24 protein-coding genes are annotated in these 20,438 nt (G+C 38.3%); 17 read left to right on the top strand and 7 right to left on the bottom strand.

The window, feature by feature from the left end; translation table 11 throughout:
- The first annotated feature begins 66 nt into the window (after window positions 1-66).
- The gene (locus FJR08_RS18960; protein ID WP_096669903.1) at window positions 67-270 is read left to right on the top strand and encodes a DUF2283 domain-containing protein; all 204 of its coding nucleotides are present in this window, start codon (window positions 67-69) and stop codon (window positions 268-270) included.
- Between the two features lie 30 nt (window positions 271-300).
- On the opposite strand, the gene FJR08_RS23780 is transcribed toward FJR08_RS18960, so the two are convergent.
- Together FJR08_RS23780 and FJR08_RS18950 are read right to left on the bottom strand one after the other, a co-directional pair.
- Window positions 301-666 (bottom strand): hypothetical protein, encoded by a 366-nt coding sequence (locus FJR08_RS23780; protein WP_254435801.1) that lies wholly within the window; start codon window positions 664-666, stop codon window positions 301-303.
- A gap of 65 nt (window positions 667-731) precedes the next feature.
- A complete protein-coding gene (locus FJR08_RS18950; protein WP_015083652.1) occupies window positions 732-1,181 on the bottom strand; it encodes a hypothetical protein in 450 nt (149 codons plus the stop codon).
- 107 nt (window positions 1,182-1,288) lie between these two features.
- Between FJR08_RS18950 and FJR08_RS18945 the strand changes: the two genes are divergently transcribed.
- Window positions 1,289-1,984: a TrkA family potassium uptake protein gene (locus FJR08_RS18945; protein ID WP_168634208.1), complete on the top strand. Its 696-nt coding sequence runs from the start codon at window positions 1,289-1,291 to the stop codon at window positions 1,982-1,984.
- Window positions 1,985-2,155: 171 nt separating this feature from the next.
- On the opposite strand, the gene queA is transcribed toward FJR08_RS18945, so the two are convergent.
- A complete protein-coding gene (gene queA, locus FJR08_RS18940; protein ID WP_015083650.1) occupies window positions 2,156-3,286 on the bottom strand; it encodes a tRNA preQ1(34) S-adenosylmethionine ribosyltransferase-isomerase QueA in 1,131 nt (376 codons plus the stop codon).
- Between the two features lie 184 nt (window positions 3,287-3,470).
- Between queA and FJR08_RS18935 the strand changes: the two genes are divergently transcribed.
- On the top strand, window positions 3,471-3,860 hold the full coding sequence (locus FJR08_RS18935) for a hypothetical protein (RefSeq protein WP_015083649.1): 390 nt from the start codon (window positions 3,471-3,473) through the stop codon (window positions 3,858-3,860).
- Window positions 3,861-3,912: 52 nt separating this feature from the next.
- On the opposite strand, the gene FJR08_RS18930 is transcribed toward FJR08_RS18935, so the two are convergent.
- Window positions 3,913-4,353, bottom strand: a complete 441-nt coding sequence (locus FJR08_RS18930; RefSeq protein WP_168634201.1) for a YraN family protein — start codon at window positions 4,351-4,353, stop codon at window positions 3,913-3,915.
- Between the two features lie 14 nt (window positions 4,354-4,367).
- On the opposite strand from FJR08_RS18930, the gene FJR08_RS18925 reads away from it, so the two are divergent.
- Entirely contained in the window at window positions 4,368-4,871 is a 504-nt protein-coding gene (locus FJR08_RS18925) for a pentapeptide repeat-containing protein (RefSeq protein WP_168634200.1), read from the top strand.
- A 55-nt stretch (window positions 4,872-4,926) separates the two neighbouring features.
- Here the strand turns inward: FJR08_RS18925 and FJR08_RS18920 are convergent, their stop codons facing one another.
- Window positions 4,927-5,538, bottom strand: coding sequence for a Uma2 family endonuclease (locus FJR08_RS18920; RefSeq protein WP_168634199.1), 612 nt, complete (start codon window positions 5,536-5,538; stop codon window positions 4,927-4,929).
- A 129-nt stretch (window positions 5,539-5,667) separates the two neighbouring features.
- Here FJR08_RS18920 and FJR08_RS18915 point away from each other — a divergent pair, with 129 nt between their 5' ends.
- Window positions 5,668-6,558 carry a DUF4922 domain-containing protein gene (locus FJR08_RS18915; RefSeq protein WP_015083645.1) on the top strand — a complete coding sequence of 297 codons (891 nt, stop codon included), beginning with the start codon at window positions 5,668-5,670 and terminating at the stop codon, window positions 6,556-6,558.
- A gap of 95 nt (window positions 6,559-6,653) precedes the next feature.
- Complete coding sequence (locus FJR08_RS18910; RefSeq protein ID WP_174783160.1) at window positions 6,654-8,012, top strand: cysteine desulfurase-like protein; 1,359 nt, start codon at window positions 6,654-6,656, stop codon at window positions 8,010-8,012.
- Window positions 8,013-8,101: 89 nt separating this feature from the next.
- Here the strand turns inward: FJR08_RS18910 and FJR08_RS18905 are convergent, their stop codons facing one another.
- Window positions 8,102-10,375, bottom strand: coding sequence for a bifunctional (p)ppGpp synthetase/guanosine-3',5'-bis(diphosphate) 3'-pyrophosphohydrolase (locus FJR08_RS18905; protein WP_168634198.1), 2,274 nt, complete (start codon window positions 10,373-10,375; stop codon window positions 8,102-8,104).
- Between the two features lie 103 nt (window positions 10,376-10,478).
- On the opposite strand from FJR08_RS18905, the gene FJR08_RS18900 reads away from it, so the two are divergent.
- The 6 genes from FJR08_RS18900 (at window position 10,479) to FJR08_RS18875 (ending at window position 14,954) form a co-directional block, all read left to right on the top strand.
- Window positions 10,479-10,643: a hypothetical protein gene (locus FJR08_RS18900; protein WP_168204393.1), complete on the top strand. Its 165-nt coding sequence runs from the start codon at window positions 10,479-10,481 to the stop codon at window positions 10,641-10,643.
- A gap of 10 nt (window positions 10,644-10,653) precedes the next feature.
- Window positions 10,654-11,010 (top strand): heterocyst frequency control protein PatD, encoded by a 357-nt coding sequence (gene patD / locus FJR08_RS18895; RefSeq protein WP_148760998.1) that lies wholly within the window; start codon window positions 10,654-10,656, stop codon window positions 11,008-11,010.
- Window positions 11,011-11,329: 319 nt separating this feature from the next.
- Complete coding sequence (locus tag FJR08_RS18890; RefSeq protein ID WP_168634197.1) at window positions 11,330-12,142, top strand: tetratricopeptide repeat protein; 813 nt, start codon at window positions 11,330-11,332, stop codon at window positions 12,140-12,142.
- Between the two features lie 288 nt (window positions 12,143-12,430).
- Window positions 12,431-13,678, top strand: a complete 1,248-nt coding sequence (locus FJR08_RS18885; RefSeq protein ID WP_168634196.1) for a hypothetical protein — start codon at window positions 12,431-12,433, stop codon at window positions 13,676-13,678.
- A gap of 100 nt (window positions 13,679-13,778) precedes the next feature.
- Window positions 13,779-14,114, top strand: a complete 336-nt coding sequence (trxA, locus tag FJR08_RS18880; RefSeq protein WP_148761004.1) for a thioredoxin — start codon at window positions 13,779-13,781, stop codon at window positions 14,112-14,114.
- A 174-nt stretch (window positions 14,115-14,288) separates the two neighbouring features.
- Window positions 14,289-14,954 carry a nitroreductase family protein gene (locus tag FJR08_RS18875; protein ID WP_168634195.1) on the top strand — a complete coding sequence of 222 codons (666 nt, stop codon included), beginning with the start codon at window positions 14,289-14,291 and terminating at the stop codon, window positions 14,952-14,954.
- Window positions 14,955-15,187: 233 nt separating this feature from the next.
- On the opposite strand, the gene FJR08_RS18870 is transcribed toward FJR08_RS18875, so the two are convergent.
- On the bottom strand, window positions 15,188-15,418 hold the full coding sequence (locus FJR08_RS18870; protein WP_041458608.1) for a hypothetical protein: 231 nt from the start codon (window positions 15,416-15,418) through the stop codon (window positions 15,188-15,190).
- Window positions 15,419-15,573: 155 nt separating this feature from the next.
- On the opposite strand from FJR08_RS18870, the gene FJR08_RS18865 reads away from it, so the two are divergent.
- The 5 genes from FJR08_RS18865 to FJR08_RS18845 all read left to right on the top strand — a co-directional run bounded on the left by FJR08_RS18865 (window position 15,574) and on the right by FJR08_RS18845 (window position 20,225).
- Entirely contained in the window at window positions 15,574-16,074 is a 501-nt protein-coding gene (locus tag FJR08_RS18865; RefSeq protein WP_168634194.1) for a DUF2231 domain-containing protein, read from the top strand.
- Entirely contained in the window at window positions 16,071-16,682 is a 612-nt protein-coding gene (locus tag FJR08_RS18860) for a DUF2231 domain-containing protein (protein ID WP_015083636.1), read from the top strand. Before FJR08_RS18865 ends, FJR08_RS18860 begins: the two co-directional genes overlap by 4 nt.
- Window positions 16,683-16,822: 140 nt before the next feature.
- Window positions 16,823-17,749, top strand: a complete 927-nt coding sequence (locus tag FJR08_RS18855; protein WP_168634193.1) for a cytochrome c oxidase subunit II — start codon at window positions 16,823-16,825, stop codon at window positions 17,747-17,749.
- Window positions 17,750-17,790: 41 nt separating this feature from the next.
- Window positions 17,791-19,443, top strand: coding sequence for a cytochrome c oxidase subunit I (gene ctaD, locus FJR08_RS18850; RefSeq protein WP_168634192.1), 1,653 nt, complete (start codon window positions 17,791-17,793; stop codon window positions 19,441-19,443).
- A gap of 179 nt (window positions 19,444-19,622) precedes the next feature.
- Window positions 19,623-20,225, top strand: coding sequence for a heme-copper oxidase subunit III (locus FJR08_RS18845; RefSeq protein WP_015083633.1), 603 nt, complete (start codon window positions 19,623-19,625; stop codon window positions 20,223-20,225).
- The last annotated feature ends 213 nt before the right edge of the window (window positions 20,226-20,438 follow it).

Genomic DNA, 20,438 nt, shown 5'->3' with positions numbered 1-20,438 from the left:
TAAATTAAATAAAGAACCTTGGCGAATTATCACGGTTTATTTTGATCGCACCCAAAGGAATAAATTATGAAAGTACATATTGATGAAGAAGCAGATGCTTTATATTTGCGTCTGGATGAATCAAAAATTATTGAATCAGAAGAAGTTTATCCAGGAATTGTGCTTGATTTTAATGAACAAAATCAGGTTGTAGGTATTGAGGTTTTACAGTTATCTAGTAGGATAAATCTGACAACAAAGAATATAAAAGTTGAAATTTCTCAATCATAAATCATCACTCCTTCTATAATTTCTGTAAAATTATCTTCCTAATTCTCTAGCTTCCCTGATTGATAAATTACCTAATGAAATTCCAGGTTTCAATTCCTTGAGTTTCGCTTTGATTTCTAATAATTTCTGTTGATTATTTCCTGTGGAACTTTCCATTAATTCAGTCATATTCTTATCTATAGACTGAGAATGAATTTTAATTTGCTGCAACATTAAATCTGCTTTGCGCTGAATTATATCATCTGCAAATAATTTAACTTCTTTTGTCTTGGCTACTGTTAATTGCTGTAAAATAGACTTTACCTCAGCTTGTAAAGAATGACCATGCTTTTGAGCGCGAGAATTTAGCCACTGGATAATATTTGGATCTAAGTCATCTAAAATAATTGGATTCATAAGCATTAAGTTATGTGAGGGTACAAACCTTCCAGGACGGGGAAACCCCGCCCCTACATCATAAACTATTTGGCTGGGGGTAAAGTTCCACCACTAGCAGCCGGGGGTTCAGTGTAATCGCAAAAGACATGGACCCCTATTTTGAGGATATATAAAACTATAACGGTCGCAATGGCAGGATCAAGAGGTAAACCACTGGATGAAGCTAAACCCACCAAGGAAACTATAACACCAGTGAGTAAAGGAGAACTGCCCGGATTTCTGGTATATTCTCTAAGTTGACCACGAAACCCGTCATCACCACAAAGTTCATTTCGCAAGGCTTTGAGGGTGATTTGTAAAAGTGATTTATCTCCCCCCATCATAGCTTGACCATTTTTTTCTTGCCATAAATCTTGAAAAGCCGTTTCCATGTCGCCATTGTGCTTTTCTAAATGATCCATTGCTTCCAGTCCGGGGGTATAATCAGGCATTAATTCCCGCATAGCTTTGATTTCGCTGTTAGTTATTTGCATAGCTAATTTAGGTGGTTTACTTAGTAGTATCAAAATCAACTACATTATGGACAGGGATTATTCATTCCGTATTTAGTGTACCAATTACCAATTACCAATTACCAATTATGAATCTTTCATCATTAAAATTTCTTCGCAGTTTACGTAAAGATAACCACCAATTTGCTGTAATTGGGTTAGGTCGTTTTGGTCGTTCCGTTTGTTCAACACTGCATAATTTAGGTTATCAAGTATTGGCTACAGATGTGAACGAAAAGCAAGTTTCTGAAGCTTTGAACGAACAAATTGTTGGTCATGCTTTGCAACTAGATTCAACCGAACCAGCAGCACTAAAAGAAGCCGGAATTTTTGAATTTGATACCGTAATTGTCGCCATTGGTAACTACGTTCAAGAAAGTATTATTACTACTTTAAATGTGAAAGAAGGTGGTGTACCTCACGTGGTGGCAAAAGCCTCTAGTGAAGTTCACCGTAAATTATTACAACGAGTGGGAGCAGATCATGTAGTATTTCCTGAATATGAAGCCGGTTGTGCTTTAGCACGCACACTTACTAAACCGGGAATTTTAGAAAGATTTGATCTTGACCCAGATAATAGTATTGTTGAATTAATTGTTCCTGATGAATTTCATGGAAAAACCATTGCTGAACTTCAACTTCGTAACCGCTATGGTTTAAATATGTTAGCTGTCAGTCATGATAGTAAATTTATCATTAATCCCGAACCAACTAAACGTTTAGAAAGAGGTTCTGCAATGGTAGTAATTGGTTGCAATAAAGATATAAATCGTTTACCAATATAGAGAACAGGGAACAGGGAATAGGGAACAGGGAACAGGGAATAATAATTTTTTCAATTAAGTAGGTGAACGGAAAAAAACCGTAGACGCGGAGCGGCTTCTCGAAGAGTAATATGTAACGAAAAGTAAAAAGTCATACTGAATCTAATCTAAATTAGATGATCCATCAAAAATTCATAATTTAATGCTTTTCCCTTCTGGTAATATCAGCATGGCATCACCAAAAGAATAAAAGCGGTATTCAGAAGTAATTGCTTCTTGATAAAGATCCAACAATCTTTCTCTACCAATCAAAGCACTAACCAGCATCAATAAACTAGAACGGGGTAAATGGAAATTGGTGATTAAACCCTCCACAACCTGCCATTTATACCCAGGATAAATAAACAAATTTGTCTTCCCCACAAATGGCTGTAAATCTCCCAATTGTGCTGCACCCTCCAAAGCCCTTACCGCTGTTGTTCCCACCGCAATAATTCGCCCCCCAGCAGCCTGAGTAGCCCGAATTTGCTCAACGGTATCAGCAGGAACTTCAATCCATTCTTCGTGCATGGCATGGGTAGTAACATCTTTTACTTCTACTGGGCGGAAAGTACCGATACCAACATGAAGAGTAATAAAAGCCTGATTAATGCCACAACTACGCAATTTTTCTAGTAATTCCGGTGTAAAATGTAATCCTGCTGTTGGGGCGGCGATCGCTCCTTCTTCAGCCGCATACACTGTTTGATACTGTTCATCAGCAGCCGTAGAAGCCGTGATATAAGGTGGTAGAGGAATTTGTCCAAATGTCCCCAACACCTGCAATAAAGGAACTTGCTCCGGTAACTCAAACTGTAATAATCGCCCCCCAGTTTCCGAATCTGACTCAACCACTGTTGCCTTTAATGTTTGTTTATTTCCCTGTTCCCCCGATGTAAAAATAATTTCATTGCCTATCTTAAACCGCTTTCCTGGCTTCACCAAAGCCAACCAGCAATTATGTCGCCGTTCCTCTACCAGTAACACCTCCACACTCCCACTCGTAGACGTATAGCCATACAACCGAGCGGGAATAACTTTAGTATTATTCATCACTAGCAAATCTCCCGGCTTTAACAGTTCCGGCAAATTACGGAAAATGTGATGTAGTGGTGGTATAGTCTTAGCGGTTTCAGGAGAATTTACCACCAATAACTTAGAACTATCTCTAGGAACAGCAGGGTTTTGGGCAATTCGTCCCGGTGGAAGTTCGTATTCATAACCAGACAACGAACAATCTAAATTGATATCTTGTGATTCTGCTTGTAGTATTTTTTGCTTCATATTAATTGAGTAATTGAGTAATTGGTAATTGGGAAAATTATTTCTCCCTGCCCCCTGCCTTCTGCCTTCTGCCCAGATTGGGTAAATCTCCCCATAAAAGAACGGGTGCTTTTACCCTACCGGGAACTCCACCCCATTAACGAAGATAGATAGGTAGAACTAAATTTAATCCCATAACATGATGATGGAATACTTATACTATCTAGGCAATGCCACCCTCACCCTGAGAATCGTTCAATACCTACATGGTAGACCACAACTTCCCCTATCCTTTGTGAGCGTGATTCATCAAATTGATGGTTGGGTAGTCAGAATTAAATTCAAAGAAACAGTCTCAGATCAACAAGACGGCGATTTTCGAGCTTTCTTGAGTGAATTGGGAATTAGCTATCAACCACCAATGAGAGTCCAAATGGCGTTTTGGAGTTTAGAAGCCGGACAAACACCCGTAGACGTAATGCGTCGTTACCAAGTAGCAGTTGTTTCTCATGGTAGCCCGGAAAGGGAAGAAATTGAAGCATTTAGACAACAGTTTGTTCGAGGTTTAGGATATTGTCCAGAAACACTCGCTTAAACAGTTCTAAATTAAGTATCGCAAAGTAAAAATAATTTCGCCATAGCAGTTATTACTTATCAAAAGCTGCCTCAATGTATTGTTGCAGTTTAAACTCATATCCAGATATAGATAAACGCTCTAAAAATTTGTCCCCAATAATTTTTCTAGTTTCTGGTTGATAGTGAACCAGTGCTACATCAAAGCGACAAGCATAATCAGCTTTTTGTGGATATTCAGCTAAAAATATTTCCGCCGTCCGCCAAATTTTTGCTTGTTTTTGGGGAGTAATGGCATTTTTTCCCCCTTCATCCCAATTACCAGAACTGCGGGTTTTCACTTCAACAAATGCCAGCATTGTGTCTTGATATTGAGCGATAATATCAATTTCTCCCCAACGACACCAAAAGTGCCGCTGCAAAACTTCCCAACCTGTAGATTGTAACCATTTGGCTACCAGGTCTTCACCTATGTTACCAATATCTGCATAATTAAATGGAGAAGGATTAGCCATTAATTAACAATACCATGAATACTAAACATCGCAATTGGATAAGCATACTCAGTTTATTACTTTGGGCAATCATTTCCACCACAGCTTTAGCAAGTTTTGTCCCTACTGCTGTAGCACTGGAATATAACAAAGAAATTCTGATCAGTGCTGATTTTTCTGGACGTGATTTAACAGACTCCAGTTTTACTAAATCAAATCTTCGTTACAGTAATTTTAGTAACTCTAATTTAAGTGGTGTGAGTTTCTTCGCCGCCAATTTAGAATCAGCAAATTTACAGGGAGCAAACCTAACTAATACTACATTAGATTCAGCGCGATTGATTAAAGCCGACTTAACCAACGCCATATTAGAAGGAGCATTTGCCGCTAACGCCAGATTTGATGGTGCTATAATAGATGGTGCAGATTTTACCGATGTACTACTGCGTCAAGATGAACAAAAGAAACTATGTAAGTTGGCAAAAGGTACTAATCCCGTGACAAAAAGGGATACAAGAGATACTTTATATTGTTCTTAGATCAGATCAGATACCCGGCTTCTTAAACAAGTCGGGTATCTGACGCTTACAGTATTTATATATTTTGTAAAATTTGTGAAAGTGTTAATTTGAGTTCTGGAAATAATGGCGATATAATTAAATCATTACCTCTAAATTGATTAACTATGTATTCATCATCAACTAAAGAATAAATAGAAATAGTCGGTTGTTTAGGATTACCAATAAATCTTTTACCACCGAAAGCACCATAATCAACTATCCAATATTCAGAAATACCCATTGATTCATAATCGTTGGTTTTATGAGTATAATCTGTTTGCCAATTACTGCTAACAATTTCTATCACTAAAGGAACTGAAGCAGCTTGAGTAATAGTTGACTCTTTTTTCCACAAAGGTTCATTAGGTAAGTTATTTCTATTCAATAATAATAAATCAGGTGCATAAGCTGATAAACTATTAGGTGTTTTAATTAAAGCTGTTTTGGGGATAAAATAAGGAAGTTTAAGTTTTTTATATTCTGTAACTATTTCCTCCAATAAAAATCCGATAATTTCTTCATGATCTCCTCCTGGTGGGTTCATTTCTACAATTTCTCCATTGTGTAATTCATAACGTGTTCCTGTTTCTGGATAGGATTGGATAAACTCCTCAAAGCTGACTGATTTGGTTAAGGTTTGAACCATGATTCACCTCTTGAATGGTGATAATTTGCTGATTTCAATTATACTATATAGAAATCCAATATTACCAAAAATTATTAATTTTACCCAACCAATTTATGATATAAAATTGTTAGTTATCTCCTATAAAATATGCACCAGCAAGAAATTCGACTGAAACCCGGCACATTATGGACAAGTCTTAAAAAAACCACCGAACTCGCTTTAAAATCTGGAGCTTTAAAATCTATTCCCACAGAGTTGGAAATTTTTGAAAAAGATGGAATCAAGTTTGTTATCAGAATTTTAGAAAATATCAACCGCAAAAACGCTGATAAGGCTAAAAAAGATCAAGAGGCTACTAAAACTGGTAAAGAATTTAATCCTTTTTTACCCTACGAAGAAGATTTATTTGTCACAGATATCTCTAATACTCATGTTTGTATTTTAAATAAATTCAATGTTGTTGATTATCACTTATTAATAATCACCCGCGCTTTTGAACCACAGGAAAGCCTACTTACCCTAGAAGACTTAACAGCAGTATGGGCTTGTTTAGCAGAATTTAATGGGTTAGTATTTTATAATGGTGGTAAACTTGCCGGTGCGAGTCAACCACATAAACATTTGCAAATTGTTCCTTTTACAGAAACAGATATTCCCATTTCACCACTTTTGAAAACAGCAAAATTAGAAAATGATCTGGGAACTATTCCAGAATTTCCCTTTTTACACGCTTTCACTACTCTTAAAATGGGAGAAAGTGCAGAAGTAACCTTAGAAAAATATCATACTTTATTGCGAACTGTGGGAATCAAACCTCTAGAAAATAATATGCAATCAGGAGCATATAATCTTTTATTTACGCGAGAATGGATGTTAATTATCCCCCGCAAACAAGAAGAATTTGAGAAAATTTCTGTCAACTCACTAGGATTTGCGGGGGCATTATTAGTTAAAAATCAACAACAAATGCAATTACTAAAAAATATCAACCCTATTAACCTTTTAAATAATGTTGCTTTTCCTAGACAACAAAATTGAATCTTAGACTAGAATATGAGTTATTGTATTTCCTTTGCGTCTTTGCTCCTTAGCGTCTCTGCGCGAAACAAAAATCATAAAAAAGAGGAAAAATCATGGAATCTTTAGACATAAAATGGATTCGTTCCCAGTTTCCCGCACTCACACAAACAATCAACGGAAAACCAGCAATTTTCTTTGATGGACCCGGTGGCACACAAGTACCCGGTGGAGTATTAGACGCAATTAGTGATTATTTAGTTAGATCAAATGCCAATGCTCACGGTGCTTTTACTACCAGTATGCGAACCGATGCCTTGATTATTTCTGCCAGGTCGGCGATCGCTGATTTCCTAGGATGCGATAATGATGAAGTAGTATTTGGCGCAAATATGACCACCCTCACCTTCTCCGTGAGTCGCGCTATTGGTAGAGAACTACAACCAGGTGATGAAATAATTGTTACAGACTTAGACCATGCTGCCAACATTTCTCCCTGGTATGCTTTAGAAGAAAAAGGTGTCATTATTCGGACTGTTGATATTAATATCGCCGACTGTACTTTAGATTTAAACGATTTAGAAAAAAAGATAAATTCCCGCACCAAACTAGTAGCAGTAACTTACGCTTCCAACGCCGTTGGCACAATTAATGATATTGCTAAAATAGTCAAACTCGCCCATAAATTCGGGGCTTTAGTATATGTTGATGCCGTTCATTATGCCCCCCATGCACCGATAAATGTTCATCATTTAGACTGTGATTTTCTCGCCTGTTCCGCCTATAAATTCTTTGCCCCCCATTTAGGAATCCTCTACGGAAAAAGAGAACATTTAAGCAAATTTTCCCCCTATAAAGTTAAACCCGCATCAGAAGAAGTCCCTTCCAGATGGGAAACAGGAACATTAAATCATGAAGGTTTAGCCGGATTAGTAGCAGCAATTAATTATTTAACAAAATTAGGTTGTCATGTTTCCCCAACTCTAGACAATGAATTACTTTCCTCCTTAATAGAAGCCGACAGAGAAGGTTTAACTACCTTCCATTGTCCTCGATTTTTGACTGCACCAGAACAAGAGAATCATGAATTAGTATCAGCTTATCATAGTCGGCGAGCAGCTTTAATAGCAGCAATGTCAGCCATTCAACAATATGAAAGAGAATTAAGCAAAAAGCTAATTTCCGGATTATTAAAAATCCCCGGTTTAAGCCTTTATGGTATTACCGAACCCAGCCAATTTACATGGCGGACACCAACCGTCTCTATTCGCATAGAAGGAAAAACACCAGAAACAATCGCCAAAATATTAGGAGAACAGGGAATATTTGCTTGGTACGGCAACTTCTACGCAGTTAACCTCACCGAAAAACTAGACGTAGAAACATCAGGTGGCTTATTACGCATAGGACTAGCCCACTACAACACAGCCGCAGAAATTGATCAACTTCTGCAAACCTTAAATGAAATCGTCTAAAACCTTTAAATTACAGCCATTTTCATATATTTTCTTCCTTTGCGCCTTTGCGCCTTTGCGTGAGACCATGAAAATAGCTGTAAACCCCACTAACCGCAGTCCTCAACCTCACAAACCCGACGAATATTGAGAATATCACTCATTTTCTTAAGTTGCACAAATAAATGTTCCAACTGAGAACAATCGCGGACATCAATACCCAAATTCATCAAAGCGGGTTGTCCCAAAGAAGTTTTCACTTGAGCATGACGGACATTGATCCCCTGGTCACTCAAACGTGACAAAACATCTTTTAATACTCCCACCCTATCCATAGCCTCAATTTGTATATTAATAGGATAAGTATGAGTACGACTGCGGTTTTCCATAGCTAAATTCCAGCGGACTGGGACTAAACGCTCATACTCAACAGGATCTACATTATGACAGCCTTGGCGATGAATAGAAATTCCCCTTCCTCGCGTCACTACACCCACAATCGCTTCCCCAGGAATGGGAGTACAACAGCCAGCGATATGATGAACCAAACCCTCCATACCAATAATTGGGGAATCACTAGCACGGGAACTAGTGGTTAACATATCCCGTGAAGTTTTTGGCGTTGGTTCTTTGGGAATAAATGGAACAACATCACTTACAGGTTGTCTAGCTTTGACAATTTCCCGCCACCGGTTCAGTGCTAAGTTTGAGGTAATTTCCCCATAACCCAAACCGGCGAGTAAATCTTCCACACTGTGATAATTACATTTTTCCGCCACAGTTTGCATAGCGTCTGATTTGAGCAAATTCTCAAAACCAGTTTTCCCCAATTCCTTCTCTAATAAATCCCGTCCCCTAGCAACATTTTCTTCCCGGCGCGATCGCTTGTACCACTGTTTAATTCTATACTTCGCAGCCGAAGTGCTAACAAAATTTAACCAGTCCAAACTAGGATGACTATTCTTTTGGGTAATAATATCTACAATATCGCCATTATGCAGTCGTGTTGACAAAGGCACAATTCGCCCATTGACTCGCGCCCCCGCACAGTGGTTTCCCACTTCCGTATGAATCCGGTAGGCAAAATCTATACTTGTAGAACCGGGACTTAAAGGAACAACATCCCCCTTTGGGGTGAAGACATAAACGTCATCTTCAAATAGATTGTCTTTAACACTATCTAAGTATTCCTGAGCATCCTTTAAATCACTTTGCCAATCTAGCAACTGCCGTAACCAAGTAAATTTTTCATCAGTGCTGGTCACAGGAGTATTTTCAGAACCCCCAGTTTCCTTATACTTCCAATGGGCAGCAATACCATATTCCGCGATATGGTGCATTTCCAAAGTCCGAATTTGTACTTCCAACGGGCGGCCAGTCAAGCCAATTACTCCGGTATGCAAAGACTGATAATGGTTTGGTTTAGGCAAGCCAATGTAATCTTTAAATCTACCAGGAATGGGACGAAAAGAATCATGAACCACTGCCAAAGCCCGATAACATTCTTCATTGGTTTGAACAATAATTCGCAGTGCTGCCAAATCGTAAATTTCATGAAATTCCTTTTGCTGCCGCTGCATTTTTTGATAAATGCTATAAAGGTGTTTAGGACGACCACTAATTTCCAGACAATTAACACCAGCTTTGAGTAACCGACGGCGCAAAGTATCCGTAGCTTTGAGTAATTTTTCTTCCCGTGCCGTGCGTTTTTCCGCGACACATTGCTGAGTTTCTCGATAAGCTTCTGGTTCTAAATATTTAAATGCTAAATCTTCTAACTCCCATTTAATTTGCCAAATCCCTAAGCGATTCGCCAAAGGTGCGAAAATATCTCGTGTTTCCTGGGCGCTGCGTTGACGACTAGCTTCGGACATATATTGAAGGGTTCGCATATTATGCAAACGGTCTGCCAGTTTTACCACAATTACGCGAATATCTTGCGCCATAGCCAAAAACATTCGCCGGAAATTTTCCGCTTGACTTTCGGTTTTGCTAGTAAAATTTATTTTCGACAGTTTGGTAACACCTTCTACCAATAGCCGCACTTCTGGTCCAAACCGGGCTTCTATATCTTCACTTGTAACTTCTGTATCTTCAACTACATCATGGAGTAAACCGGCTGCTATCATAGCCGGACTACCACCTAATTCACGGAGTATTTCCGCTACAGCAACAGGATGGGCAATATACGGTTCTCCTGATTTCCGAATTTGACCCCCATGCAGTTCGTATGCAAACTGAAAAGCCCGACAAATTAAGGCATTACCGTTATACGTTCGGTCTTCTTCCTCCGTAAGTATCGGTGCTGGTGGTTCGATTAAACATTTGTTAAGCCAGTCTGGGAGAACAACATCAACAGGGGGTTTGACAGCTACACTACTCATAAAATTAAAAAGGTAATTTGTGGATAGGTTGGGAGAAAAGCAGAATAGACAGCACGCCTATAAAATAGATGCTGTGGACTAAAGGCTTAGAGATGATGCCCTAATGGCTTATAATCATCATCCATTGCAGGTTTTGTTCAAACATAATAAAAAACCTATTGACGGCAAATCAAGCCTCAAAGTAAGATTTGAGACTTGTGGTTTTGAACAGGAAGAAGGGAAAGTTTGGGGATATAAGAAAATTTTCTTGACATTAATACTATCTTAACTAGCAACAGATGTCTTTTAATTGTGATAAATATCAGGAATTGGCAACATTTCTAGATGAGTTTCGAGCTAATGTAACGGCAGGTAAACTTAATTTACAGAAATTAAAGCAGAATTTAGCCCAGTTGCAGGGATTTTTTATCCAGCAAATTGTGCCTTTGGTTGATGCTAATTCGCGGGAGCAATCCTATAAAACGGAAATAAATAAGCAGTTACGACTCTTGGAAGTAGATATGATGTTTCTCCAAGGGGCAAAGCAATTAACAACATCACAAACTAGGTTGAAAACTATTGAGGAACGCATTAATACTCTGATTGGGTATTGTCAAGCTATTACCCAGCCTACGGAAGCGCAGGAATCAAAGTAGGAATTTGTTTCGCGCCATTAGTTACCTTATTTGTTTGGCTTCCACACCCGCCCAGAAATGAATTTCCGGGCTAATAGCTAAAGTTTACTAAAGTAAACTGAGGATTTAGACAATTCTTAGTCATCTTCAGATGACTTTTGCTATTAGACTGGGAATTAATTCCCAGGCGGGCTATGGGTTTTACGTTAAGTTGACACCAATGGTCTCACGCAGAGACGCTCCAGGCGCAAAGGAAGAGTTTGAGAGATGGAATTTTTGCCTCTTGATGGGGAATAATGAAATTATATACCTTGTCACAGTAGAGCAAATTTAAACCAATATGGACTGGACAACACCACTCAAGGCACAACAGACTGATTTTATTCAAAGACTTAAATCTGCTAAATTACTCCATTGTGACGAAAAAGGCCAGCATAGTGAATTAACTATCATTTCTGGTCAAAGGTTAGACCAATTACGGGATTTTTGCTGGGAGATGGTGAAAAAATATAAACCAACCGACCCCAAAAATTACTTTATTAATAACATGAAGGGGAAGTTGGGTGAGGAAGTTGTAAAATCCCGTTTAGCTGATTTTGTCACAGAAGTTGACTATGAAAAGCGCGTTGGTGGTGATGGAAAAGTTGATTTTACCTTAACTTCTGATTCATCAGTTGGTATTCAGGTTAAAGCCCGGAATGGCAATTTTGATGAAATTAAATGGTCAATTAGTCGAGAAGAAATTGAAAAAAATGCTGTTCTAGTTTGTATTTTAATTCAAGAGGAAGTCAGCGAGGCTCAGGCTGAATACAATCTAATTTTGGCGGGATTTTTACCAACTAATATGATTACCTCTACTGATGCTATAGGAATAGATAAATTGCTTTATTCTGGGGGTTTACGCAGCTATTTAGAAAGTTTGACATCTTCTGAAGTTGACGAATATATCCGTTTGGGTAATGAGTGTCTTGAGAAAAAAGATGATCAAGGTGCTTTTGATTATTATACTCAAGTATTGCAACTGAAACCAAATAATGAAGATGCTTATTTTGACAGAGCAATAGCCCGTTATTATTTAGGAGATAAGCAGGGTGCAATAGAAGATTACACTCAGGCTATCAAGATTAATCCTAACGTTGAAATTAACAAATAATGAATATAAGTTAAGCCAGTTAAGAAAGATCCCCGACTTCTGAATTAAATTTTTTGTAAATAATGAAGATCATTCAAAGAAGTCGGGGATCTAAATCCGTCGGTTCCATTATCTCCTTCTCTCTTCCTTTGCGCCTCTGCGTCTTTGCGTGAGAAAAAAATATTTAACTTACCCACAAAAAATAGAACTAACTACTTAATAACGATATAAAACTTAACAAAAAAAACACTAAAGTCATAGGAAAATGGTAAATTAATTTCAGTCGTAACTATTCGGAATCCTGTTTATATGTTTACTCGAATCCGTCGGCTTTCAAGTCGGTTTTTTAATAACTCTCGAACCGTCAATAACGAACCACTAAATAAAGTGAGTTTAGTTGTCATTATTTTAGTTGATATTTTTATTTTAATTAATGTTTTTACAGGTTTAAATAATATTAGTGAATGGCATCTTAGCCCGAATCAAGCTTATCCATGTTATTCGGAATGGGATAATTACAAAACCCAAACTACCAAAAATAAAGATTATGAATTTCTCAGGAGTTCGTTACCTTACGGTAGCAATGAGCAAAGAATTAGACAAGGATATCAAGATGCAGAAGCTGGACATTTAGGTAAAGTTTCCGAAATATGTTTAAACTACGGTGAATCTAAAGATAAACTGAATAATCCGCAAAATCAGAAAATTCTCACCACAATAAATCAGACCCAGGATAAAATTAGTCGTCTTGAACAAGCAAATAATACTATTCGTCAACAATATGATTCAAGCTTATTAGAAAAAATTGCTGGTCAGTCTTCAGGTAATTCCATTAATCAGGTTCGCGCAGAAAAAGCTAAACAGGAATTAGCACAAAATAGCGAGAAGATTTCCACATTGAAACAGGAAATTGCTAACCTGCAAAATCAACTGCTGACAAAACCTGAAAGTATTAATTTTCTGTCTTTTCTCAAAGAGGAAACTAAATTTAATCAAGTTGAAAAAGGTTATAAAGACGCATCATTTTGGTATCCCAGCATTCAATTAGTATTTCAGGCTATCTTTTTACTCCCGTTAATTCTCATTGCCTTATTAGTTAATAACTTCAGCCAGCGCAGAGGATATGGATTAATAGCATTAATTAGCTGGCATTTATTAGTTATATTTTTAATTCCGTTAATTCTGAAAATATTTGAATTTCTGCAAATTGGTATAATATTTCAATTCTTATTTGATGTTATTAGTTCCCTGTTTGGTGGATTAATTTTCCTAATTAGTTACGCTTATATTCTGCTAATTCCTTTAGTTGGTTTTGGCATAATTAAATTCTTTCAAACCGTTGTATTTAATCCTAAAATTCAAGCAGTTAACAGAATTCAAAAATCACAATGTATTCGGTGTGCTAAAAAAATTCGTCCTCAAGATAGCCACTGTCCCCACTGCGGTTATTATCAATATGTTGAATGCCATAACTGTCATAATTTGACTTATAAAGAATTACCTTATTGTCATCATTGTGGTGCTGATCAAAATTCTGATACCGCAGGACAAAATTAACAATTCAAGAAACTTAGCAAAATTAAACTTATCAACATATTTTCACGCCTATTGATTAGATATTATTGAATTATTGACTTTAAATCTAGGCAGACAATTTATGTCATCAATTACCAATGTCACCGAAGCCACATTTAAGCAAGAAGTATTAGAAAGTACAACTCCGGTTTTAGTTGATTTTTGGGCCCCTTGGTGTGGTCCTTGTAAAATGCTGACTCCTGTAGTGGAAGAAGTAGCTGCGGAATACGAAGGACAGATAAAAGTAGTAAAACTGAATACTGATCAAAATCCCACCGTTGCTAGTCATTACGGAATTCGCAGTATTCCTACATTGATGGTGTTTAAAGGGGGACGACAAGTCAAAACAGTTGTTGGTGCTGTTCCTAAAACTACATTATCTGCTACCTTAGACAAGTATATTGCTGCAAAATCATAGTTAAAAACACTGGGAATTTCTGTAATAAATCTCCCTACAAAGGATTAAAACTCCGTATTTACCTCCTCCGTGCCTCCGCGCCTCTGCGTGAGAAAAAAAATTAATCAATAACCAACGAACTGCGTACAAAAAAGCGTTACCCTAAGCGGATAGGATAAAACAGAGGAGAATAGCGTGACTGCAAACACCCAAATCCCAGCATTAGACGTACCCAGCGCCATAGTACAACGTCGTTCCATCAAAACCTTCAAACCAGACCCCATCTCCCCAGAATTGCTCAAGCAACTGGTAGAATTAACCGTAGCTGCACCCAGTAGTTTTAACGTCCAATCGTGGAGAATCGTTTTAGTTCAAGACGAAGCTCAAAAAGCAGCGTTATGTGCTGCTTCTTGGAATCAAAAGCAAATTATCCAAGCGCCTGTTACCTTTGTTTTTGCTGCTGACGCTGCTGCGGGAGAAAAAGATATCACACCCATTTTAGAGCAAGGTGCAGCCACTGGGGCTTGGAATGAGGGAACTGTGAATTATTTTAGAAATGCAATTCCCCAATTTCAAGAAAAGTTAGGAGACAAGCGCCGGGAATACGCCATTAAAGATGCCATGATAGCTGCTACAAATTTAGTATTAGCAGCTGAAAGCTTGGGTTTATCCACCTGCTTTATGAATGGTTGGATTGAAGAACAGGTAAAAGCTATAATTGGGGCTGAGAATGATCCTGATATCGCTATTGCTGTTTTAGTACCTGTAGGTTATGCGGCTGAACCCCGGTTAAATCCCGGTCGTTTACCATTGTCGGTTAATGTTTCTGTGGATAGACTCGATAACCCCTATCAAGGTTAATTAGGGATTTGGGGATTTGGTGGGTATGAATGCAGATATCAGGTAAGTGAAATATATTTTTGTTTCGCGCAGAGGCGCTAAGGAGCAAAGACGCAAAGAAAAAATGTTGCACAGAATCATAAAATTCATTAATTCATCCCTCTTTATCTGCGTTTATCTGCGTTTATCTGCGTTCAATTATTCTTAAAATATTATTCTATCCAGCTTCATTTTCATCCTACCTACTATAAAAACTATATATTTCGGTTTTTTAAATCACAAAGTGATAATTTTTTATTGTACATCAATAAACATAAAAATATTTGGTTTTGATTTAAAAATATTGTAATAGAGCCAAGATCAAAATCTGCTTTTGGCTCTCTCGTTAATTCTAGAAGTTCTGCTTTTAGTTTTTTTGACAATTCATAAAAATTTACGTCTAGTAAATTCAACCTCTCACAGTGATTTAGTTTAGCTACATCCATAATTACTGTTGTGACTATGAAGAAATCACTTGACGGTTATACATTGCAGCAAACTCACACCAGATTTATCAAATAACTTTTTGGTATCAGTGAGTGAGTATCTAGCAATTATTTAAGTTTGGCTAAGGAGTAGTAAATCAGTCTAGGAGAATTTAATGCTGGATTTTTTCACTTCATTGAATGAGCATAATTTACCATATCCAGATCCTTTACATCCTATCGTGGTTCACTTTGTAATTGCGATGGTGCTATTTTCTGTTTTTTGTGATTTCGCTGGTTATGTAACTGGTAAAACTACTTTGTTTGAGGTGAGTTGGTGGAATATGTGTATTGCCACTGTAGCTATTTTTGTGGCAATTATTTTTGGTCAATTTGAGGCTGGTTTAGCAAAACCCTACGAACTCGCTAAATCAGTTTTAAATATTCATACTCTCATCGGTTGGTCACTTTCAGGTATTATTGCCGCTATTACTGCTTGGCGTTATGTTTTGCGGAGTCGTAATCCGAAAAAACTCCCTTTTCATTATATAGCTGTGGCAGTTTTATTAACAGCCTTGGTTGGTTTTCAAGTATATCTTGGTGATGAACTGGTATGGGTGTATGGCTTACATACCGTACCTGTTGTGGAAGCGGTAAAGGATGGAATCTTGCCATGAACTCAGAATTATTAGACCAAATTAGTCACCAAATGGGTGCAAATGGTTTACCTTATGCCATTCCGATTCATCCTAATTTGGTACACCTCACATTAGGTTTATTCATCATTGCCATTATCTTTGATATTTTAGGTGTGTTCTTCCCTTTGGAAAAATGGCTATTCAATTTTTTGGGAATTAAGGTTGAACGTTCTCAATTATTTGATGTCGGTTGGTACAACATTTTTGCTGCATCTGTGATTACATTTTTCACGGTTGGTGCAGGTTTTTATGAAATGTTATTAGCAGCCCCACCAGCAGATATCAAAAGTCCTTGGGGAATGCTGGCAATGCCCACAATGATGTGGCATGGTGTGGGTGGTGTATTACTATTAGCGATGATGGTTGGCATGACCTTTTGGCGAGGTTGGCAACGTTACGTTATCGGCAAACATGAAGAGAGAGAAGTGCAAATTTCTTATCTGGTTGTCGGTGTAATTATTATGTTGCTGATGTATTTTCATGGAACATTAGGAGCGCACCTGGCAGCAGATTTTGGTGTTCACAATACAGCCGATAAATTACTACGAGCAGGACAAGACATCAATCAAATCTTTGGTAATAGGTAATGGGTAATTGGTGATTGGTAATTGGTAATTGGTAATTGGTGATTGGTGATTGGTGTAAAAATTCTTGTCTAACAATTCACAACTGACCATTAACAAATGACCACTGACCACTGACCACTGACAACTAACAACTGACCATTATGAAAATTCGGCACTTTCTCAACTTTTTGACCATAGTTACTGGGGCAGTTGCGGTAACTCTTACTAGTCTTTGGATTGGTAAACAGGCTTATTCTTGGCTTCCTCCCCAAGGGGCTGCTGAATCTCATCTGATTGATGATTTATTTAGCTTTTTGGTAACATTAGGATCTTTAATTTTCCTGGGAGTAACTGCTACTCTTTTCTATTCTATTTGTTTCCATCGGGCAAAAGCTACAGATTTAGGTGATGGGCCTCACATTGAAGGTAATGTGACTTTAGAAGTAATTTGGACAGCAATCCCAATTATGTTGGTGTTGTGGATTGCGGGTTATAGTTACCAAGTTTACGAAGAAATGGGTATCCAGGGACCATCTCACCAGATCCACTTACATAATCCGATGAAGATGGAAACTGCTGAAGCTGCGCCAGATGAGGCTTCAGAAGCCGCAGTAGCTGAGGATGTAGAACATATTGATGTATCCGCTAAACAGTGGGCTTGGGTGTTTCATTACCCCCAAAGCAATGTTACCAGTACAGAATTGCATTTACCGAGCGATCGCCGTGTCCGTCTAAATCTGCATTCGGAAGATGTACTTCACGGCTTTTTTATCCCCGCTTTCCGCCTCAAACAAGACATTATTCCTGGTAACGACCTGGACTTTGAATTTACTCCCATTCGCCCCGGTGCGTATGATTTAACCGACTCTCAGTATAGCGGTACATACTTTGCCACCATGCGAGCCAAAGTCATTGTGGAATCACCTAGCAACTATCAGCAGTGGTTAAGCAAAGCTGCCAGTCAAACACCCAGCCCAGCCCCTAACCAAGCGGCTTCCGAATATGCCCTCAAAGTAGAAAACGGCATTGATAGCGGTTGGAAAACCGTTGAACCTGCTGCACCACCATTAGTCAATTTCCCAGGTTAACTTCGTTATTTTCATGACCACTGACAACTAACAACTGACAAATGACTAATATCCCCATTCATGTTGCTGGTGAATCACATCACCACGAACCGCCCCAAACCTGGAGAACATACTTCAGCTTTAGTACAGACCATAAAGTTATCGGGATTCAATACCTCGTTACCTCCTTTATCTTCTTCCTCGTTGGCGGTATCTTCGCCATGATTTTGCGGGGAGAACTCATTACCCCTGAAGCTGATTTAATAGACCGCACAGTCTACAACGGAATGTTCACCATGCACGGAACAGTCATGCTGTTTCTGTGGACATTTCCCTCTCTTGTTGGTATGGCTAATTACCTCGTTCCCTTGATGATTGGGGCGCGAGATATGGCATTCCCCCGCTTGAACGCTGTCGCTTTTTGGATGGTTCCTGTGGTGGGTATTCTCCTCATGTCCAGCTTCTTTGTCCCCGGTGGCCCTGCTCAATCTGGTTGGTGGGCATATCCCCCCGTCAGTACCCAAAACCCCACGGGCAACTTGATTAACGGTCAAGTTCTGTGGTTATTAGCGGTGGCTATTTCCGGTGTCTCTTCCATTATGGGTGCGGTGAATTTTGTCACCACCATTGTGAAAATGCGAGCGCCGGGAATGGGTTTCTTTAGAATGCCTCTCTTTGTTTGGGCAGTATTTAGCGCTCAAATTATCCAATTATTTGGACTGCCAGCTTTAACAGCCGGGGCTGTAATGTTACTTCTTGATATTACAGTGGGAACTGCCTTTTTTGATCCTACTAAAGGCGGAAATCCGGTGATGTTCCAGCATTATTTCTGGTTCTATTCTCACCCTGCGGTATATGTCATCATTTTGCCTATCTTCGGGATTTTCTCGGAAATCTTTCCCGTTTATTCCCGCAAACCTTTATTTGGTTACAAAGTCGTTGCTGTTTCTTCGATGTTAATTGCTGTAGTTAGCGGCATTGTTTGGGTACACCATATGTATGTGAGTGGTACTCCTGGTTGGCTACGGTTGTTTTTCATGGTGACAACCATGTTTGTATCTATTCCCACAGGGATTAAGGTATTTGCTTGGGTGGCAACTATTTGGGGCGGGAAAATTCGCTTAACTACACCAATGTTATTTGCTTTGGGTGGTTTGGTAATGTTTGTATTTGCTGGGATTACAGGAATTATGCTTTCTTCTGTTCCAGTGGATGTTCATGTTAACAATACCTATTTTGTTGTTGGTCATTTCCATTATGTTCTCTATGGAACTGTAACTATGGGAATGTATGCAGCTATCTATCATTGGTTTCCCAAAATGACGGGGAGAATGTTCCACGAAGGTTGGGGCAAAATCCATTTTTGGTTAGCATTTATCGGCACAAATTTGAATTTCTTACCCATGCACCCTTTAGGTTTGCAAGGGATGTTACGCCGTGCTGCTTCCTACGCACCTGAATTAATTGGTTGGAATATTGTTGCTAGTTTGGGTTCTTTTCTGTTAGGAATGTCTACTCTTCCTTTCATCTTCAATATGTTGATTTCTTGGATGGATGGAGAAAAAGCTTCTGCTAATCCTTGGAGAGCAATTGGTTTGGAATGGACTGTTTCTTCTCCTCCTCCTGTTGAGAATTTTGAAGAAATTCCGATTGTTACTTGTGAGCCTTATGGTTATGGTAAGTCTGAATTAATGGCATCTTCTGAACATGAGTAATGGGTAATATAGCGATTCTATTTGATGTGTAAATTTGATTTTTTAACGAACCGCAGAGACGCAGAGGGCGCAGAGGAAGAGAAGGAAGAGAATTTTTTACGTCTTATTTAGAATCGCTATAGTTTTTCTCGTTACTTTTTTCTTAATTACTAGTTTCCTGGTTTTGGAGTTTTTTAACAATGGATAGTTCTGTTTCTCCTGATGATTTAGATCATGTTAGTCATGAGCATGGACATGATGAAGAAGGCAGTAAAATGTTTGGTTTTATTGTTTTTCTGTTATCGGAAAGTGTTATTTTCTTAAGTTTCTTTGCTGGCTATATTATCTACAAAACTTCTGCTGTTAATTGGTTGCCACCTGGTGTTTCTGGTTTGGAAGTAAAAGAACCTAGCATTAATACTGTGGTTTTGGTTGCTAGTAGTTTTGTGATTTTCTTTGCAGAAAAAGCCCTAGAAAGACATGATTTAAAGACTTATCGGCTGTTGTTGTTTTTAACAATGGCTATGGGTGGTTATTTCCTTTTTGGACAAGCTGTGGAATGGAGTCAATTAGAATTTGGCTTTACTTCTGGTACGTTTGGAGGAATGTTTTATCTATTAACTGGTTTTCACGGTTTGCACGTTTTTACGGGTATTCTGTTACAGTTAATTGTCTTGTTGCGTTCTTTCATTCCTGGTAATTTTGATAGCGGCCATTTTGGCATAAATGCCACTTCTTTGTTTTGGCACTTTGTTGATGTTATCTGGATTGTTTTATTTCTACTTATCTACGTTTGGCAGTAAGGATATTTTATTTTTCTGGTATAATACTCAGGGTGGGTTTTACTCACCCTTTTTCAATATCGTTGTTTAACTTGTAGCTTGAAATTCGGCTAATAGATCAATTACTTAATTAAAGCTAAAATCATGAATTTTACAATCAAAAACTCTTTAATTAGCGTTACAGGTAGTTACATAACTACAGATGTGCAGATTATAGATGGTAAAATCGCCGCG

The sequence above is a fragment of the Dolichospermum sp. UHCC 0260 genome, from assembly GCF_009711985.1.
Classification (GTDB): domain Bacteria; phylum Cyanobacteriota; class Cyanobacteriia; order Cyanobacteriales; family Nostocaceae; genus Dolichospermum; species Dolichospermum lemmermannii.
The sequence above is the reverse complement of the archived record's forward strand: the minus strand, read 5'-3'. Positions and strand labels throughout refer to the sequence as shown.

Coding starts and splice junctions, on each gene's coding strand:
- ctaD (WP_168634192.1), top strand. CDS start 17,791: ATGACTAATATCCCCATTCATGTTGCTGGTGAATCACATCACCACGAA.
- FJR08_RS18890 (WP_168634197.1), top strand. CDS start 11,330: ATGGACTGGACAACACCACTCAAGGCACAACAGACTGATTTTATTCAA.
- FJR08_RS18855 (WP_168634193.1), top strand. CDS start 16,823: ATGAAAATTCGGCACTTTCTCAACTTTTTGACCATAGTTACTGGGGCA.
- FJR08_RS18865 (WP_168634194.1), top strand. CDS start 15,574: ATGCTGGATTTTTTCACTTCATTGAATGAGCATAATTTACCATATCCA.
- FJR08_RS18885 (WP_168634196.1), top strand. CDS start 12,431: ATGTTTACTCGAATCCGTCGGCTTTCAAGTCGGTTTTTTAATAACTCT.
- queA (WP_015083650.1), bottom strand. CDS start 3,286: ATGAAGCAAAAAATACTACAAGCAGAATCACAAGATATCAATTTAGAT.
- FJR08_RS18870 (WP_041458608.1), bottom strand. CDS start 15,418: ATGGATGTAGCTAAACTAAATCACTGTGAGAGGTTGAATTTACTAGAC.
- FJR08_RS18845 (WP_015083633.1), top strand. CDS start 19,623: ATGGATAGTTCTGTTTCTCCTGATGATTTAGATCATGTTAGTCATGAG.
- FJR08_RS18915 (WP_015083645.1), top strand. CDS start 5,668: ATGCACCAGCAAGAAATTCGACTGAAACCCGGCACATTATGGACAAGT.
- FJR08_RS18925 (WP_168634200.1), top strand. CDS start 4,368: ATGAATACTAAACATCGCAATTGGATAAGCATACTCAGTTTATTACTT.
- trxA (WP_148761004.1), top strand. CDS start 13,779: ATGTCATCAATTACCAATGTCACCGAAGCCACATTTAAGCAAGAAGTA.
- FJR08_RS18945 (WP_168634208.1), top strand. CDS start 1,289: ATGAATCTTTCATCATTAAAATTTCTTCGCAGTTTACGTAAAGATAAC.
- FJR08_RS18935 (WP_015083649.1), top strand. CDS start 3,471: ATGGAATACTTATACTATCTAGGCAATGCCACCCTCACCCTGAGAATC.
- FJR08_RS18860 (WP_015083636.1), top strand. CDS start 16,071: ATGAACTCAGAATTATTAGACCAAATTAGTCACCAAATGGGTGCAAAT.
- FJR08_RS18905 (WP_168634198.1), bottom strand. CDS start 10,375: ATGAGTAGTGTAGCTGTCAAACCCCCTGTTGATGTTGTTCTCCCAGAC.
- FJR08_RS18920 (WP_168634199.1), bottom strand. CDS start 5,538: ATGGTTCAAACCTTAACCAAATCAGTCAGCTTTGAGGAGTTTATCCAA.
- FJR08_RS18950 (WP_015083652.1), bottom strand. CDS start 1,181: ATGCAAATAACTAACAGCGAAATCAAAGCTATGCGGGAATTAATGCCT.
- FJR08_RS18900 (WP_168204393.1), top strand. CDS start 10,479: ATGGCTTATAATCATCATCCATTGCAGGTTTTGTTCAAACATAATAAA.
- FJR08_RS18910 (WP_174783160.1), top strand. CDS start 6,654: ATGGAATCTTTAGACATAAAATGGATTCGTTCCCAGTTTCCCGCACTC.
- FJR08_RS23780 (WP_254435801.1), bottom strand. CDS start 666: ATGAATCCAATTATTTTAGATGACTTAGATCCAAATATTATCCAGTGG.
- patD (WP_148760998.1), top strand. CDS start 10,654: ATGTCTTTTAATTGTGATAAATATCAGGAATTGGCAACATTTCTAGAT.
- FJR08_RS18930 (WP_168634201.1), bottom strand. CDS start 4,353: ATGGCTAATCCTTCTCCATTTAATTATGCAGATATTGGTAACATAGGT.
- FJR08_RS18960 (WP_096669903.1), top strand. CDS start 67: ATGAAAGTACATATTGATGAAGAAGCAGATGCTTTATATTTGCGTCTG.